At 62.1% G+C, this 17392-nt stretch carries 15 protein-coding genes; 5 read left to right on the forward strand and 10 right to left on the reverse strand.

Going from position 1 to position 17392, the window contains the following annotated elements:
* Nucleotides 1-7: 7 nt before the first annotated feature.
* The 9 genes from AC07OV_RS10140 to bioB all read right to left on the reverse strand — a co-directional run bounded on the left by AC07OV_RS10140 (nt 8) and on the right by bioB (nt 10478).
* Nucleotides 8-1780: an acyl-CoA dehydrogenase C-terminal domain-containing protein gene (locus tag AC07OV_RS10140; protein WP_495092156.1), complete on the reverse strand. Its 1773-nt coding sequence runs from the start codon at nt 1778-1780 to the stop codon at nt 8-10.
* Between the two features lie 90 nt (nt 1781-1870).
* Nucleotides 1871-3160 (reverse strand): GGDEF domain-containing protein, encoded by a 1290-nt coding sequence (locus AC07OV_RS10145; protein WP_176996633.1) that lies wholly within the window; start codon nt 3158-3160, stop codon nt 1871-1873.
* A gap of 204 nt (nt 3161-3364) precedes the next feature.
* Complete coding sequence (locus AC07OV_RS10150) at nt 3365-5170, reverse strand: phenylacyl-CoA dehydrogenase (RefSeq protein ID WP_176996636.1); 1806 nt, start codon at nt 5168-5170, stop codon at nt 3365-3367.
* 318 nt (nt 5171-5488) lie between these two features.
* The gene (locus tag AC07OV_RS10155; RefSeq protein WP_176996637.1) at nt 5489-5770 is read right to left on the reverse strand and encodes a pyrroloquinoline quinone biosynthesis protein PqqE; all 282 of its coding nucleotides are present in this window, start codon (nt 5768-5770) and stop codon (nt 5489-5491) included.
* A gap of 106 nt (nt 5771-5876) precedes the next feature.
* Complete coding sequence (bioD, locus tag AC07OV_RS10160) at nt 5877-6557, reverse strand: dethiobiotin synthase (protein WP_176996638.1); 681 nt, start codon at nt 6555-6557, stop codon at nt 5877-5879.
* The gene (bioC, locus tag AC07OV_RS10165) at nt 6554-7366 is read right to left on the reverse strand and encodes a malonyl-ACP O-methyltransferase BioC (RefSeq protein ID WP_495092157.1); all 813 of its coding nucleotides are present in this window, start codon (nt 7364-7366) and stop codon (nt 6554-6556) included. Before bioC ends, bioD begins: the two co-directional genes overlap by 4 nt.
* Nucleotides 7359-8090: an alpha/beta fold hydrolase gene (locus AC07OV_RS10170; RefSeq protein WP_495092158.1), complete on the reverse strand. Its 732-nt coding sequence runs from the start codon at nt 8088-8090 to the stop codon at nt 7359-7361. The genes bioC and AC07OV_RS10170 overlap by 8 nt, the downstream gene beginning before the upstream one ends.
* Entirely contained in the window at nt 8083-9264 is a 1182-nt protein-coding gene (bioF, locus tag AC07OV_RS10175) for an 8-amino-7-oxononanoate synthase (RefSeq protein WP_495092159.1), read from the reverse strand. Before bioF ends, AC07OV_RS10170 begins: the two co-directional genes overlap by 8 nt.
* Before the next feature lie 158 nt (nt 9265-9422).
* Nucleotides 9423-10478, reverse strand: a complete 1056-nt coding sequence (bioB, locus tag AC07OV_RS10180; RefSeq protein WP_016974158.1) for a biotin synthase BioB — start codon at nt 10476-10478, stop codon at nt 9423-9425.
* Between the two features lie 92 nt (nt 10479-10570).
* Between bioB and AC07OV_RS10185 the strand changes: the two genes are divergently transcribed.
* The 5 genes from AC07OV_RS10185 to rarD all read left to right on the forward strand — a co-directional run bounded on the left by AC07OV_RS10185 (nt 10571) and on the right by rarD (nt 16314).
* A complete protein-coding gene (locus AC07OV_RS10185) occupies nt 10571-11308 on the forward strand; it encodes a ComFC family protein (RefSeq protein WP_495092160.1) in 738 nt (245 codons plus the stop codon).
* Nucleotides 11309-11365: 57 nt separating this feature from the next.
* Nucleotides 11366-12130 (forward strand): TOBE domain-containing protein, encoded by a 765-nt coding sequence (locus AC07OV_RS10190; RefSeq protein ID WP_494997327.1) that lies wholly within the window; start codon nt 11366-11368, stop codon nt 12128-12130.
* An 80-nt stretch (nt 12131-12210) separates the two neighbouring features.
* The gene (locus AC07OV_RS10195; protein WP_495092161.1) at nt 12211-14109 is read left to right on the forward strand and encodes a PhoX family protein; all 1899 of its coding nucleotides are present in this window, start codon (nt 12211-12213) and stop codon (nt 14107-14109) included.
* 171 nt (nt 14110-14280) lie between these two features.
* A complete protein-coding gene (locus tag AC07OV_RS10200; RefSeq protein WP_495092162.1) occupies nt 14281-15255 on the forward strand; it encodes a serine/threonine protein kinase in 975 nt (324 codons plus the stop codon).
* 174 nt (nt 15256-15429) lie between these two features.
* On the forward strand, nt 15430-16314 hold the full coding sequence (gene rarD / locus AC07OV_RS10205) for an EamA family transporter RarD (protein WP_176996646.1): 885 nt from the start codon (nt 15430-15432) through the stop codon (nt 16312-16314).
* Between the two features lie 223 nt (nt 16315-16537).
* On the opposite strand, the gene AC07OV_RS10210 is transcribed toward rarD, so the two are convergent.
* Nucleotides 16538-17050 carry a glycine cleavage system transcriptional repressor gene (locus tag AC07OV_RS10210; RefSeq protein ID WP_494997323.1) on the reverse strand — a complete coding sequence of 171 codons (513 nt, stop codon included), beginning with the start codon at nt 17048-17050 and terminating at the stop codon, nt 16538-16540.
* Nucleotides 17051-17392: the final 342 nt, after the last annotated feature.

Here is a 17392-nt window from a genome sequence, read left to right on the forward strand (position 1 = left end):
TCAGTAGCTACAGCGAGAATGCCCCCGCAGGCAGACTCATCAAGCACTCACTCCCCGCCTCTACCGCAGCACGATGCGTGGCGGTGCGCGGCAGCAGCCGTTTGAAGTAGAAATCACAGGTGGCCAGCTTGGCCTTGGCAAAGTCGCCAGCATCGGCCTGCGCCTGGGCGGCAATCGCCATGCGCAACCACAGGTAGGCGAGCACGATGTAACCGCTGTACATCAAGTAATCCACCGCCGCCGCGCCCACTTCATCGGGGTTCTTCATGGCGGCCATGCCGACTTGGGTGGTCAGTTCGCCCCATTCCCCGTTCAACTGATTGAGCTGCGCCACATACCCCTTGAGCAGCGGATGCTCGGCATTCGCCAAGCAGAACTTATGCACAATCTTGGTAAACCCGCGCAGCAACTTGCCCTGGCTACCCAGCACCTTGCGCCCCAGCAGGTCGAGGGCCTGAATGCCATTGGTGCCCTCATAGATCGGTGCGATACGCGCATCGCGTGCCAACTGCTCCATGCCCCATTCGCGGATGTAACCGTGGCCGCCGAATATCTGTATGCCGTGGTTGGTCACTTCCAGGCCGGTATCCGTCATAAAGGCCTTGCAGATCGGCGTGAGAAACGCCAGCAAGTCCTCGGCCTCCTGACGCCGGCCGGCGTCAGGGCTCAGATGCGCGGTGTCGAGCAACTGCGCGGTGAAATAGGTCAGCGCCCGGTTGCCTTCGTTGAAGGCCTTCATGGTCAGCAACATGCGGCGCACGTCGGGGTGCACGATGATCGGGTCAGCCGCTTTATCGGGGGCCTTGGCGCCGGTCAGCGAGCGCATTTGCAGGCGGTCGTTGGCGTACTGGATGGCGCCCTGGAAACTCGCCTCACCGTTGCACAGCCCCTGCATGCCGGTACCCAGGCGGGCGTGGTTCATCATGGTGAACATGCAGTTGAGGCCCTTGTTCGGCTCGCCGATCAAAAAGCCCTTGGCCCCGTCGAAATTCAGCACACAGGTGGCCGAGCCCTTGATACCCATCTTGTGCTCGATGGAGCCGCAGTGCACCGCATTGCGCTCACCGGAATCGGCATGGAACTTGGGCACGATAAACAGCGAGATGCCCTTGGTACCCGCCGGCGCATCCGGCAGCTTGGCCAGCACCAGGTGGATGATGTTGGCACTCATGTCGTGCTCGCCGGCCGAGATGAAAATCTTGCTGCCGGTGACCGCATAACTGCCGTCCGCCTGGGGCACGGCGCGGGTCTTGATCAGGCCCAGGTCGGTGCCGCAATGGGCTTCGGTGAGGCACATGGTGCCGGTCCACTCCCCGGCAGTCAGTTTGGTCAAGAAGGTGTCTTTTTGCTCGGCCGTGCCATGGGCATGAATCGCCGACATCGCGCCGTGGGTCAGCCCCGGGTACATGCCCCAGGAGGTGTTGCTGGAGCCGATCATCTCGCTCAGTACCAAACCCAGCGATTGCGGCAAGCCTTGGCCACCATAGGCCGGGTCGGCCGCCACGCCATGCCAGCCGCCTTCCACGTACTGGGCGAAGGCTTCCTTGAACCCCTTGGGCGTGGTGACCACGCCATTGTCGAAATGGCAGCCCTCTTCATCACCGCTGCGGTTGAGCGGTGCGAGGACGTTCTCACAGAATTTCGCGCCTTCTTCGAGGATCGCGCTGACCATGTCCGGGCTGGCGTCGATGGCGCCCAGGGCCGCGTAGTGGCCGTGGAAATCAAACACGTGGTCGATCAGAAAGCGCATGTCGCGCAGGGGAGCTTTGTACTCAGGCATGGCAATGTCTCCGGCAGCAGATGGTTTCAACCTACTGCCGGCCATCGCCCCAAACAATGACTGTAGCGCTGCTGAATACAGCGCCATCACTCAACCGGCAGCACCTTCCGTGCGCACCGCGCCGCGCCGGGTTTGCCCAGAGGCGACCACGCAGTTACGCCCGGCGCCCTTGGCCGCGTACAGCGCCTGGTCGGCGGATTTGAGCACTTCTTCAGGGGTGCGCTGCTCGGCCTGGCGTTCGGCCACACCGATGCTGATGGTCACCGAGACACTCGATGCGCCGCTGCCTGCACGGCGCTGCCGGCCCTGGTGATCGTCCTGCGGGCGGTCCGAGTTGCGCAGCTTGATGTCGTAGTCGGCGATGATCTCGCGGATTTCCTCCAGATGCGGCATGCACTCATCCAGGGTCTTGCCGGCAAACACCACGGCAAACTCTTCCCCGCCATACCGGTACGCGCGCCCGCCGCCGTTGACCTTGGACAGCTTGCTGGCCACCAGGCGCAGCACCTGGTCGCCCACGTCGTGGCCATGGGTGTCGTTGAAGCGCTTGAAGTGGTCGACGTCGCTCATCGCCAGCACATAGTTGCGCCCCAGGCGTTGCATGCGCTCGTTGAGTGCACGACGCCCCGGCAGGCCGGTCAGCTCGTCGCGGAAGGCCATTTGGTAGGCCTCGTGGGCCACGCCGGCTGCAATCATCAGCATCACCTGGCTGCACATGATGTTCAGGGTGAACGGCAGGATGAAGGTTTGCGGCAACATCCAGAACATCCCCAGCAACCCGACCATTTGCGCCGCGTGCAACGGGCGTGGCTGGTACCAGTACTGCGCCGCCAGGGTCAGGAAGCCGATCAGGAACATCGGGTACGACAGCTGGATCAGGCTCATCCAACTCCCATGCAGCGCCGGCCAGCGGATCTCCGCCAACCAGGCCAGCAGCGCCTGTGGGTAACTTTGCTCCAGCGCCAACGCCACGCTGCCGACGGCAAACAGCACCGCACAGCGAGCGACAAAGTCGCGGAACAGGTGGGTCTTCTCTTGCCACAGCGCGTAGATGCTGAACAACAGCGGCAACAGCAGGCAACACAGGTGGAACACCACCGCTGCGTCTTCGCGCACGCGGCCGTTGTCGCGGTAGAAGTCGGTCTGGGTGTCGAGCAGGAAGTAGGCGATGTACACCGTGATCATCAGGAACAGTTCACGCTGGCGCCGATACACCGCGCAGTACGAACCGCCGAGCAACAGCACCAGGGTGGGCAGCACGTTGAACAGCGAGGTGAAGAAGACGTTGAGGTCCTTGACGTACGCAGCCGAGAGCCCGGCCAGCAACAGCAGTAACGAAGGTAGGAAATGACTGAAACGTACAGCGGACACGCGTGACAAGGGTAAAACTCCGACCCGCAAAAAATGATGGCACTGTGCCTTTATGCCGACAGTTAAGCACAACCTGGCACGCATGTATCACATTGCCATCACTGTAACGGCAGCCGAGCAGAATCCCTGAGCGCTGTACTGTGGTTTTTTATCACCCATAAAAAAACCGCCGCACCCGAGGGGCGCGGCGGCTTCAAGAGAAACCGGTAAGGCTTAGTAAGCCAGGCCGAAGTCTTCTTCTTTCATGTCCATCAGGTTGTTGGCGCCCGACAGCATGGTGGCCACGTGGGTACGGGTACGTGGCAGAATGCGCTGGAAGTAGAAGCGCGCGGTCTGCAGCTTGGCGGTGTAGAACGCTTCTTCGGTGGTGCCGGCAGCCAGTTTCTCAGCCGCCAGGCGCGCCATGTCGGCCCAGAAGTACGCCAGGCACGCATAGCCGGAGTACATCAGGTAGTCCACCGAGGCAGCACCCACTTCTTCACGGTCTTTCATCGCGGCCATGCCGACCTTCATGGTCAACTCGCCCCACTCTTTGTTCAGTGCCGCTAGCGGTGCAACGAACTCTTTGACGGCTTCGTTGCCTTCGTTGGCCTGGCAGAACTTGTGCACGATCTTGGTGAAGCCCTTGAGCGCTTCGCCTTGGGTCATCAGCACTTTACGGCCCAGCAGGTCGAGAGCCTGGATGCCGGTGGTGCCTTCGTACAGCATGGAAATGCGGCTGTCGCGAACGTTCTGCTCCATGCCCCACTCGGCGATGAAGCCGTGGCCACCGTAGATCTGCACGCCGTGGTTGGCCGACTCGAAGCCGACTTCGGTCATGAACGCCTTGGCGATCGGGGTCATGAAGGCCAGCAGGCCGTCGGCCTGTTTCTTGGCTTCGTCGTCAGTGCCGTATTTGACGATGTCCACTTGCTTGGCGGTGAAGTACACCATCGCACGGTTGCCTTCGGCGAAGGCTTTCATGGTCAGCAGCATGCGGCGCACGTCAGGGTGCACGATGATTGGGTCAGCGGCTTTGTCCGGCGCTTTCGGGCCCGTCAGGGAGCGCATTTGCAGGCGATCGCGCGCATATTTCAGGCCGCCCTGGAAGCCGATTTCGGCGTGGGACAGGCCTTGCAGCGCGGTGCCCAGGCGAGCGGTGTTCATAAAGGTGAACATGCAGTTCAGGCCTTTGTTCGCCGGGCCGATCAGGAAACCGGTGGCCGCGTCGAAGTTCATCACACAGGTGGCGTTGCCGTGGATGCCCATCTTGTGTTCCAGCGAGCCACAGCTCACGGCGTTGCGCGCGCCAATCGAACCGTCGGCGTTCGGCAGGAACTTCGGCACGATGAACAGCGAGATGCCTTTGGTGCCAGCCGGTGCATCCGGCAGGCGGGCCAGCACGATGTGGACGATGTTGTCGGCCATGTCGTGTTCACCGGCCGAGATGAAGATCTTGGTACCGGAGACTTTGTAGGAACCGTCGGCCTGAGGCTCGGCCTTGGTGCGCAGCATGCCCAGGTCGGTGCCGCAGTGTGGCTCGGTCAGGCACATGGTGCCGGTCCATTCACCCGACACCAATTTGGTCAGGTAAGCCTCTTGCTGCTCAGGGGTACCGTGCTCGGAGATGGTGTTCATCGCACCGTGGGACAGGCCCGGGTACATGCCCCACGACCAGTTGGCGGCGCCCACCATTTCGCTCACGGCCAGGCCCAGGGATTCCGGCAGGCCTTGGCCACCGTGCTCCACGTCGTGGGCCAGGCTTGGCCAGCCACCTTCGACGAATTGTTTGTAGGCTTCTTTGAAACCAGTAGGGGTCTTAACGCCTGACTCACTCCAGGTGCACCCTTCGATGTCACCCACGCGGTTCAACGGGGCCAGCACTTGCTCACAAAACTTGGCGCCTTCTTCAAGGATGGCGTCAACCATGTCCGGGGTAGCGTCCTGGCAAGCCGGCAGGCTCTGATAGTGCGCTTCATAGCCAAGCAGTTCGTCACGAACGAAGCGAATATCACGCAAGGGGGCCTTGTAGTCAGGCATAGCGATAAACCTCTGCTGATGAATCTGGAATGAACAACCGCGTGGATTTGTTATGGCGGTCAAACAGGTGTTTGAAACATACGTTTACGACCTGGGGATGTCAAGCGTCGTCCGGGCGCCGTTTGTCATGACATGAATCAAACGCGCACACGTCGACGTCTGCGACGAGTTGCCACAGTAAGATTAGGAGAAATAAAGAATCATGTAGGAGCCGGCTGCCGGCGATGCAGACGCTGCGCAGTATCAGGAAAACCAAGTAGAAGCTATCGCAGGCAAGCCAGCTCCCACAGAAGAGCCGGCATGTCTGAAGAGAGGGGATTAAGCGTAGGTATCGATCAAGGTGCCGAGCATTTCATCCGAAGCCTTGGCGACTTTGGCGCCCAGCTCCACTTGAAACTTGCCCTGGGCCAGTTCGACCATGTTGCTCGCCGAGTTGGTAGGCTGGGCACGATCGTTGGCTTGCAGACGGTCACTTTGCGCGTCCGAGGGCTGGGTCGTCGCGGCGCTGGCAATTTTGCCGGCAGCCTGATCGACACGGTTCTGCCCGGTCTGAATGCTGCTCAGGCCCGAATAAAACGCGCTGCTTCCAGAGATTTCCATGGCGTAAGCCTGCCTTTAGAGAATCGTGAACCTGAATTGAAGCAGAGATCCCGGCAAAACGCCCGTCAAAAACACTAATGGCATAATGCCTTCGCGATAGCCAAAATCAGTCAAGCAGGTCCAGTTCCAGGTATTCGGCCACCGCTTCAGCCCCGGCATGCTTGAGTTTCGGCACACGGCCAAGGCAGGGTGCCGGCAACCTTTCGGCGAGAGTAGCGAGGTTTTCTTCCAGACGAGAGGTCTTGGGGTCGATGATATTCGCCACCCAACCGGCCAGTGGCAAACCGTCCCGCGCGATGGCCTCGGCCGTGAGCAACGCATGGCTGATGCAGCCCAGGCGCACGCCCACCACCAGGATGACCGGCAGCTTGAGCGCCATGGCCAGGTCCGACAGGTTGCTCTGGTCGGCCAACGGCACGCGCCAGCCGCCCGCGCCTTCGATCAAGGTGAAGTCCGCGTGTTTGGCGAGGATGTGCTGCATGGGCTTGAGCAGCGATTGCACCGTGAGCGCCACGCCTGCTTCACGCGCCGCCAGGTGTGGCGCGATGGCCGGTTCGAACGCCACCGGGTTGACCTCGGCATAACTCAACGGCAACGAACACTCGGCCAGCAGCGCCAGGGCATCGGCGTTGCGCAAACCTTTGGGGGTGACCTGGCAACCCGAGGCGACCGGCTTGCCGGCGGCAGTGCTTTTTCCCGCCAACCGCGCGGCGTGCAGCAGGCCTGCGGCGACCGTGGTCTTGCCGACATCGGTGTCGGTGCCGGTGATGAAATAAGCGGCGCTCATAGAGGTTTCTCCAGTACGGCGTACACCACCTGATAAGTGGCTGGCAGGCCCTGGGCCTGGCGGAACTGCTCGTAAGCGTTGACCAGTGCAACAATCCGAGCGCGGCCCGTCAACCCTCCCGGGCGGCCCGGGTTGAGGTTATGGGCGCCCAGCGCTTTCAATTCATGGGTCAGGCTGCGCACGTCCGGGTAATGCAGGACGTGGGGCTGGCGCTCCAGGCTGGCCACCCGCAGGCCGCTGGCCGCGCACAGCTGTTGATACGCCTCGAAGGTACGGAAACGGTTGACGTGAACCAGGCCATCCACCGCACGCCAGCTGTCACGCAGCTCGCTCAGGGTGCCCACGCACAGGCTCGCAAAAGCCAGTACGCCACCCGGCCGCAGCACGCGATAGGCCTCGCTGAGCACCGCGTCGAAATTCGCACACCACTGCACGGCCAGGCTGGAGAAGATCAGCCCGCAGCTTTCATCCTGCAGCGGCAAACGTTCGGCGTCACCGGCGATGAAATGTTCAGCACCGCCCAAAGGCCTGGCGTGGTTGAGCATGCCCTCGGCGATATCCAGCGCAACGCCCTGGCTGGCCGGCAGCCGTTCATTCAGCACACGGCTGAAATACCCCGTGCCACAGCCCATATCCAGCCAGCGTTGCGGCGCGATATCAGCCGGCAAACGCGCCAGCAATTCACCGCCCACCGCCCGCTGCAACTCGGCCACACTGTCGTAGCTGGCGGCCGCACGGGAGAACGACGCGGCGACCTGACGCTTGTCGGGCAAGGCGCCGGGCAATGAAGGGTGGGATAGATCAGTCATCGACGCACTCATGCAAAAAAGCCTGGATGGCCCCCGCTACACCGTGAGGGTCTTCCAGAAGAAAAGCGTGGCCGGCCTGTTCAATCAGGCCGATTTCGACATCAGGCAGCAGGACCAGCAGGTCGCTGGCCGCTTCGGCCGGCACCAACCCGTCCAAGCCCGCAAACAGATGCATCTGCGGGCCACGGTAGGCGAGCAGCGCTTCACGGGTATCCAGTTGCGCCAGCAATTCAAGGCCCGGCATCAGCACACTGGAAGGCGAATTCGGCGCGCCGCTGACCAGCAAGCGCGACAGCCCACGCGGGTCCTCGGCGCCCTTGGCACACAACAGGCCGAAACGTTTGAGGGTGACTTGGGAATCGGCATGGCATCCGGCCAGAAACGCATCGAACGTTTCGGCGGGCATCGCGTTCGGCCAGCCTTCATGGGCGACAAAACACGGGTTGCTGGCCAGGGTCAGCAGGCCGCAGCAGCGCTCACCGCGCCGTGCGGCCAGCTCGGAGGCGAGCATGCCGCCCAAAGACCAGCCGCCCAGCCAGGCGTTGTCCGGTAGCGTGGCGTCGAGTTCGTCGAGCCATTCATCAAGGTCGCTGGAATCCAATGCGGGCAGCGGCTCGATCTGCACCCGCAGGTGTTCGTCCAGGCCCTGCAAGGCGGCGGCCAGAGGCTCCAGCGGCGACACACCGAGGCCCCAGCCGGGCAGCAATATCAGTCGATCACGCATGGTCGGGCTCCGTGGCGCCTAACAAGCGGAAACACTCTTCCAATGCGCTTAACAATAGCTGCACCTGCGCCTCGGTGTGGGCCGCCGTCAACGTCACGCGCAAACGGGCGCTGCCAGCGGGCACGGTCGGTGGGCGGATGGCGGTCACCATCAAGCCGCGCTCGCGCAACATCTGCGACAGGCGCACGGCCTTGGCGCTGTCGCCGATCAGGATCGGCTGGATCGGCGTGAAGCTGTCCATCAGGTCCAGGCCAAGCTGTTCGGCCCCCTGGCGGAACTGGCGGATCAAACCATTGAGGTGCTCGCGCCGCCAGTGTTCGGTACGCAGCAGCTCAAGGCTTTTCAAGGTGGCGCAGGCCAGCGCCGGTGGCTGGCTGGTGGTGTAGATATACGGCCGGGCGAACTGGATCAGGCTTTCGATCAGCTCTTCACTGCCCGCCACAAACGCGCCTGCCGTACCGAATGCCTTGCCCAGGGTGCCAACCAACACCGGCACGTCTTCCTGGCTCAAGCCGAAGTGCTCGACGATCCCGCCGCCGGTGGCCCCCAGGGGGCCAAAACCGTGGGCATCATCCACCATCAACCAGGCGCCTTTTGCACGCGCTTCGCGGGCCAGCGCGGGCAAGTCGGCCAGGTCGCCGTCCATGCTGAACACGCCATCGGTGACCACCAGCGTATTGCCGGTGGCCTTCTCCAGGCGCTTGGCCAGGCTGCCGGCATCGTTGTGCAGGTAACGATTGAAACGCGCCCCGGAGAGCAAGCCGGCGTCCAGCAAGGAGGCGTGGTTGAGGCGATCTTCGAGCACGGTATCGCCCTGCCCTACCAACGCCGTGACTGCGCCGAGGTTGGCCATGTAGCCGGTGGTAAACAGCAAGGCGCGCGGGCGACCGGTAAGGTCAGCCAAGGCTTCTTCCAGTTCGTGGTGCGGCGTGGCATGCCCGACCACCAGGTGCGAAGCACCACCGCCCACACCCCAGCGGGACGCACCGGCACGCCAGGCTTCGATCACGTGCGGGTGATTGGCCAGGCCCAGGTAGTCGTTGTTGCAGAACGCCAGCAGCGACTGGCCGTCCACCACCACTTCCGGGCCTTGGGGGCTGTCGAGCAGCGGGCGTTGACGATAAAGGTGTTCGGCACGGCGTGCAGCGAGGCGCGCGGCGAGATCAAAAGACATGCTGGCCTCGGATATATATCTGAATGAAAACAGTCTCAATGTGGGAGCTGGCTTGCCTGCGATGACGGTGGCACATTCAGCATCAATGTGTCTGAAAGACCTCTATCGCAGGCAAGCCAGCTCCCACACTGGATTGCATTCCAATGGAGAGATAGGCGTCAAACAACGGCGTTGTAGAACTGCTCGCTGCTCTTCTGCTCCACCAGCGCCTGCTCAATCGCAGCCTGGTGCACTTCATCAGCGTGCTCTTCACGGGCTTCCGGCAAGATCCCCAGGCGCGAGAACAGTTGCATGTCCTTGTCAGCCTGCGGGTTGGCGGTGGTCAGCAGTTTGTCGCCGTAGAAGATCGAGTTGGCGCCAGCAAAGAATGCCAGGGCCTGCATCTGCTCGTTCATCGCCTCGCGACCCGCCGACAGGCGCACGTGGGACTGCGGCATCAGGATGCGCGCCACGGCCAGCATGCGGATGAAGTCGAACGGGTCGATGTCTTCGGCGTTTTCCAGCGGGGTACCGGCGACTTTCACCAGCATGTTGATCGGCACCGACTCCGGGTGCTCCGGCAAGTTGGCCAGCTGGATCAGCAGGTTGGCGCGGTCGTCGAGGGACTCGCCCATGCCGAGGATGCCGCCCGAGCAGATCTTCATCCCCGAATCACGCACGTAGGCCAGGGTTTGCAGGCGCTCGCTGTAGGTGCGGGTGGTGATGATGCTGCCGTAGAACTCCGGCGAGGTGTCCAGGTTGTGGTTGTAGTAGTCGAGGCCAGCCTGGGCCAGGGCTTCGGTCTGGTCCTGGTCGAGGCGGCCGAGGGTCATGCAGGTTTCCAGGCCCATCGCCTTCACGCCTTTGACCATCTGCAGCACGTAGGGCATGTCTTTGGCCGACGGGTGTTTCCACGCGGCGCCCATGCAGAAGCGGGTCGAACCGATGGCCTTGGCGCGGGCGGCCTCTTCGAGGACCTTCTGCACTTCCATCAGCTTTTCTTTTTCCAGGCCAGTGTTGTAGTGGCCCGACTGCGGACAATATTTGCAATCTTCCGGGCAGGCGCCCGTTTTGATCGACAACAGGGTCGACACCTGTACACGGTTGGCGTCGAAATGCGCGCGGTGCACGGTCTGCGCCTGGAACAACAGGTCGTTGAACGGTTGCACGAACAACGCTTTGACTTCGGCGAGGGACCAATCGTGACGCAGGGTGGCAGAGGTGCTGGCGCTCATGGGCGATTCCTTGATTATGCTTTGGCAAGCGCTGTGGGAAGGGCAATACCCACAGGCACGACACGGATGCTCGGCATATTTAAGGAAGATTCATGCACTGTCAACCAGACCACAAACACCAGGTTTACATCTGGTCAATAAACAACCAAACCTGTTTAATCTGCGATGAAAGCACGGAATCCGCCGATCCTGTATGCAACGTCTGCGAAACGGAGCTGCCTTGGCTGATAGAGCAGTGCAGCGTGTGCGCCCTGCCGCTGCCGATGGATGGCCTGATCTGCGGCCAATGCCAGAAAAACCCACCGGCCTTTAAACAGGTGATCGCGCCCTGGACCTACAGTTTCCCGATCGACACCTTGATCAGCCGCTTCAAGCACCAGGCACGCTGGCCACTCGGGCACCTGCTGGGGCATTTGTTGGGCCGACATCTGCAACACCGCCTCGACAATGGCGAACTAACGCGCCCCGATTGCCTGCTGCCCGTGCCCATGGCGGCAAAGCGCCTACGTGAACGCGGCTTCAACCAGGCATTGATGCTGGCACGCTGGCTCAGCAGCGACCTGAATATCCCCCACGATGAACACCTGTTGTTACGCCCCCATGAAACCGTCGCGCAACAAGCCCTTAACGCCAGGACCCGCAAGCGCAACCTGCTCGGCGCCTTCGTCCTGGCGTCTGATGCGCAGGTACAGGGTCGTCACTTTGCACTGGTGGATGACGTGCTCACCACCGGCGCCACCGCCCACAGCCTGGCGCGGTTGCTGATGAACGCGGGAGCCCGTGCAGTCGACGTCTACTGCCTGGCCCGCACGCCAAAACCAGGCCCGTGACTTGACTCCACAGCCCGGCGCCTGCAACGTCCGCTCATCTCACCACAGCGTATCCCCATGTCTCTGCCCACCTCCCTCAGCCAACACATCATTCGCCGCCCCCAGCGTATCGCCCTGCTGGCGCACATCGCCGAACAAGGCTCGATCACCCGCGCCGCCAAAAGCGCCGGCTTGAGCTACAAGGCCGCGTGGGACGCCATCGACGAGCTGAACAACCTGGCGCAAAAGCCGCTGGTAGAACGCAGCGTCGGTGGCAAAGGCGGGGGTGGCGCCAAACTGACGGTCGAAGGTGAGCGCGTGTTGCGCCTCTACCAACGCCTGCAAGTGTTGCAGGCCGAAATACTAGGCTCAGATGAAGATGCCAGCGACTTCAACCTGCTGGGCCGCTTGATGCTGCGCACCAGTGCGCGCAACCAGTTGCATGGCCAGGTGATCGCCATCGACAACCATGGCCGCAATGACCTGATCCACCTGCAATTGGCGGGCGACCTGAGCCTGGATGCCCAGATCACCCATGACAGCACGCACCGGCTGGAACTGGAGCCGGGTGTGGAAGTGGTCGCCTTGATCAAGGCCGGCTGGCTGGAACTGCTCGCCCCTGGGCAGCCTGCAACACCTGGACACAATTGCATGAGCGGCATTATCGAGACGATTCTCGACGCCGATGACGGCCCCAGCGAGGTCCGCATCACCCTGCCCAACGGCCAGGTTTTATGCGCCCTGGCGCAGCCTGCCGCGCTCACGGCACTCGGTGCGGCAGAAGGCCAGCCGATTCAGGTGCAATTCGCCCCCAGTCATGTGTTGCTCGGTACGCCGGTGTAGCCGGCCGGCCGACTTCAAAACGCAACAATTTCGTCACAAGCGCTCCTTAAGGTGTCTGCAAAAACCGCAGGGAGCCTGAAATGAGCCTATTAGAAGAAAACCAAGCCACCGACCTGGAACAGATGGTCGGCCTCACCCGCCGCCGCTTTATCGGCGCCGGCGCCCTGTGCGGGGCCGCGATGTTCCTGGGGGGCAACCTGCTGACCCGCAGCGCCATGGCCGTGAACGCCGCCACCGCCAGCCCGCTGCTGGGCTTCACCAGCATCGGCGCCGCCACCAGCGACGCCATCACCTTGCCGCCCGGCTACAGCGCCTCGGTGCTGATCAGCTGGGGCCATCCATTGAGCAAGGGCGCCCCGGCCTTCGACCCGTCCGGCAACGGCACGGCAGCGGCCCAGGAGCAGCAATTCGGCGACAACAACGACGGCATGAGCCTGTTCGCCTTCCCGGGCGACGACAACCGCGCGCTCATGGCCATCAACAATGAATACACCAACTACCGCTACCTCTATGCCCACGGCGGCGCGCCGCAGTCGGCCGAAGACGTGCGCAAGGCCCTGGCCAGCGAAGGTGTGTCGGTGATCGAAGTACGCCGCAAGGGCGACACCTGGCAGTTCGTCCAGGACTCGCGCTACAACCGCCGCATTCACGGCAACTCGCCGATCCGCCTCAGCGGCCCGGCCGCCGGCCACGACTGGCTCAAGACCGGCGCCGACAAATCCGGCAAGAAAGCCCTGGGCACTTTCCAGAACTGCGCCAACGGCAAGACCCCGTGGGGCACTTACCTGACGTGCGAAGAGAACTTCACCGACTGCTTTGGCAGCAGCAACCCACAACAGGCGTTCGATGCCGGGCAAAAACGCTACGGCGTGGTCGCCGCCAGCAAAGACATCAACTGGCACCCACACGACCCGCGTTTTGACCTGGCCAAGAACCCCAACGAACTCAACCGCCATGGCTGGGTCGTGGAAATCGACCCGTTCGACCCCAAGTCCACGCCGGTCAAACGCACCGCCCTGGGCCGCTTCAAACATGAAAACGCCGCGCTGGCCGAAACCCGCGACGGTCGCGCTGTGGTGTACATGGGCGACGATGAACGCGGCGAGTTCATCTACAAGTTCATCAGCCGCGACAAGATCAACCACAAGAACCCCAAGGCCAACAAAGACCTGCTCGACCACGGCACCTTGTACGTGGCGATCTTCGATGCCGGCGACGGCAACGCCGACCACCCCAAGGGCAAGGGCCAATGGGTGGAGCTGACCCACGGCAAAAATGGCATTGATGCCAGCAGCGGTTTCGCCAGCCAGGCCGAGGTGTTGATCCACGCGCGCCTGGCCGCCAGCGTGGTGAAAGCCACACGCATGGACCGCCCTGAATGGATCGTGGTGAGCCCCAAGGACGGCCAGGTTTATTGCACCCTGACCAACAACGCCAAGCGCGGCGAAGAAGGCCAGCCGGTAGGCGGCCCCAACCCACGGGAGAAAAACGTCTACGGCCAGATCCTGCGCTGGAAGGCTGATGCCGATAACCACGGCGCCACAGCATTCACCTGGGATCTGTTTGTGGTGGCCGGCAACCCGGGCGTGCATGCCGGCACGCCGAAGGGCGGCTCGTCCAACATCAACCCGCAGAACATGTTCAACAGCCCCGATGGCCTGGGTTTCGACAAAGCCGGCCGCCTGTGGATCCTCACGGATGGCGACTACAGCAACGCCGGCGACTTCGCCGGCATGGGCAACAACCAGATGCTGTGTGCCGACCCGAGCACCGGAGAAATCCGCCGTTTCATGGTAGGACCGGTGGCCTGTGAGGTGACGGGCATCAGCTTCTCGCCGGATCAGAAAACCTTGTTCGTGGGTATCCAGCACCCGGGCGAAACCGGTGGTTCGACCTGGCCGGAGCATTTGCCGAACGGCAAGCCGCGCTCGTCGGTGATGGCGATTCGACGGGATGACGGCGGTATCGTCGGCGCCTGATAAGGCCTCATCGCCGGCAAGCCGGCTCCTACATTCGACCGCGTTCTCATGCTGGAACTCGGTCGAATGTAGGAGCTGGCTTGCCTGCGAAGGCGTCCGCACAGCCACCACCTATCGATGCTGTTACCATACCCGGCCGGACGCGGCGCCCTGCTGCGCGCAGGAGTTCGCATGGCCCACCCGTTTGAAACACTCACCCCCGACCTGGTGCTCGATGCTGTCGAAAGCATCGGCTTCCTCAGCGACGCGCGCGTTCTGGCGCTCAACAGCTACGAAAACCGCGTCTATCAGGTGGGCATCGAAGATTCCGAACCGCTGATCGCCAAGTTCTACCGGCCCCAGCGCTGGACCAACGAAGCAATCCTGGAAGAACACCGTTTCACCTTCGAACTGGCCGAATGCGAAGTACCGGTGGTCGCGCCACTGATACACAACGGTGAAAGCCTGTTCGAACACGCGGGTTTCCGCTTCACCCTGTTCCCCCGCCGTGGCGGCCGTGCGCCGGAGCCGGGCAATCTCGACCAGCTGTATCGTCTTGGGCAATTGCTCGGGCGCCTGCATGCGGTGGGCTCCACGCGTCCGTTTGAACACCGCGAAGCCCTGGGTGTGAAGAACTTCGGCCAGGACTCCCTGACCACCCTGCTGGAAGGCAACTTCATTCCCAAGAGCCTGCTGCCGGCCTACGAGTCCGTGGCCCGCGACCTGCTCAAGCGTGTGGAAGAGGTGTACAAGGCCACGCTGCACAAGAACATCCGCATGCACGGCGATTGCCACCCCGGCAACATGATGTGCCGTGACGAGATGTTCCACATCGTCGACCTCGACGACTGCCGCATGGGCCCGGCGGTGCAGGACCTGTGGATGATGCTCGCCGGCGACCGTCAGGAATGCCTGGGGCAGTTGTCGGAATTGATGGACGGTTACCAGGAGTTTCACGATTTCGACCCGCGTGAGCTGGCCCTGATCGAGCCCCTGCGCGCCCTGCGTCTGATGCACTACAGCGCGTGGCTGGCGCGGCGCTGGGACGACCCGGCGTTCCCCCACAGCTTCCCGTGGTTTGGCAGCGAACGCTATTGGGGCGATCAAGTGCTGGCCCTGCGCGAACAACTGGCCGCCCTCAACGAAGAGCCCCTGAAACTCTTCTAATCGCACATTCCCCTGTAGGAGCCGGCTTGCCGGCGATAGCATCACCACGGTCCGGCAGACAAACCGAGGCGCCTGCATCGCAGGCGAGCCAGCTCCCACAGAAAAGCGGGTCCCACTGGCAGACAAATATCCTTACAATCGCGCTTTGTTAGCTGCCTAAGCAAGGATTCTGCAATGCAACCCGCCAACCCCCGCAAGGGGTACATCCTGGGCCTGAGCGCCTATGTCATCTGGGGTCTGTTCCCGATCTACTTCAAAGCCATCGCCAGCGTGCCCGCCGCCGAAATCATCGTGCACCGGGTGCTGTGGTCGGCGTTGTTCGGTGGTTTGTTGCTGCTGGTGTGGAAACACCCGGGTTGGTTGCGCGAACTGCTCGACAACCCCAAGCGCTTGGCCATCCTGGCGCTCAGTGGGTCATTGATTGCGGGCAACTGGTTGACGTATGTGTGGTCGGTGAACAGCGGGCGCATGCTGGAAGCGAGCTTGGGTTACTACATCAACCCGTTAGTGAATGTACTGCTTGGCATGCTCCTGCTCGGTGAACGCCTGCGCCGCTTGCAGTGGGTTGCCGTCGGGCTGGCGGCGGTGGGCGTGGCGCAACAGGTGTGGCAAGTAGGCAGCCTGCCCTGGGTGTCGCTGGTGCTGGCGTTGACCTTCGGTTTCTACGGGCTGATCCGCAAACAGGCACCTGTCAAGGCACTGCCGGGGCTGGTGGTGGAAACCTGGATGCTGGTGCCGATCGCCGTCGCCTGGCTGCTGTTCAACCCGACCGCTCACAGCGCACAACTGGCGTTCTGGAGCACTTCCGAAGCCTGGTGGCTGGTGGCCGCAGGCCCGGTGACGCTGATCCCGCTGGTGTGTTTCAACGCCGCCGCACGGCATTTGCCCTACACCGCCCTGGGCTTTTTGCAGTACGTCGCACCGACGTTGGTGCTGCTGGAAGCCGTGCTGCTGTTTGGCGAACACCTGGCGTCGAGCACGTTGATTGCCTTCGCCTTTATCTGGGCCGGCCTGGTGGTGTACAGCCTGGACGCCTGGCTGACTGTGCGCAAACGCTGATCAAATAACGCACAAACCTCTGCAAGCCACAGCGGGCGTGGCTTGCAGGCATCCACCCCAAGGTTATCCACAACCTGATCCCCGCCATTTGTGCACAACCCCTTGAAACTGCTCGTTTTTTGCTCAACGGGTAAAGAAGCCCGGCCGGCGTGGCCTGGCGTCGGGTCTCTACAGGTTATCCACAGGCCCATGCAAGATTTCCATGCATAACCTTGTGGATGGATTATTCCTCGTGGTGCAGTTCAACCATCAAATCATCAGCCAGGGTTTCAAGGGACAACTGCAAGGTGTCCAGGGATAACGCGGCCGGTACCTGCAAGACGGCCTCGGCGGTAAACAATGGATCGCCGCTCATGGGCGCCGGGCGCACATCGGTGCTCAGGCTTTCCAGGTTTACGCCCTGCTTGCTCAGCAGCGCGGTGATCTCACGCACGATGCCCGAACGGTCATTGCCCACCAGCGTCATCATGATCGACTTGGACGCCGACGCCTGGCCGCTGCTGCCCTCGCCCACCAGCACACGAATGCCGTGGGTGGATAAGTCTTCCAGCGCGCCCACCAAGGCTTGACGGTTTTCTGTGGGAACGCTAACCCGCAGGATCCCGGCAAACTGCCCCGCCATATGCGCCATGCGGCTTTCCAGCCAGTTGCCACCGTGGGCGGCGATGTTCTGCGCGACGCGCTCGACCAGGCCGGGTTTGTCGGCGGCAATAATTGTGAGTACAAGATGGTCCATGGCGAAAATCCTCAGAGGCTTTGTTGTTCTGCAGGAGCCGGCTTGCCGGCGATAGCGGCCTGATCATCGCCGCAAGGCCCAAGGGCCTCATCCCTACAAAGTGGACGCACAGGTCCATGAAAACAAATCGTGTACCATTTCTATATTTATCTGGAACAATCCAGTAGTTTTTTGAGAACATCCCGTTCCCCACTGTGACCGAATGTCACAGGTGGGTCGCTAAACGACGTATTTGGTCTGATTTTCACAACCGCAAGTCATCATGTAGTATGCCCAATCGCGCACTACATAACGTTAGGTCGATGTCTGCCAAGGCACCAACGCACCGCGATAACCCGCCAG

The organism is Pseudomonas sp. GW821-FHT09A09 (assembly GCF_059418405.1).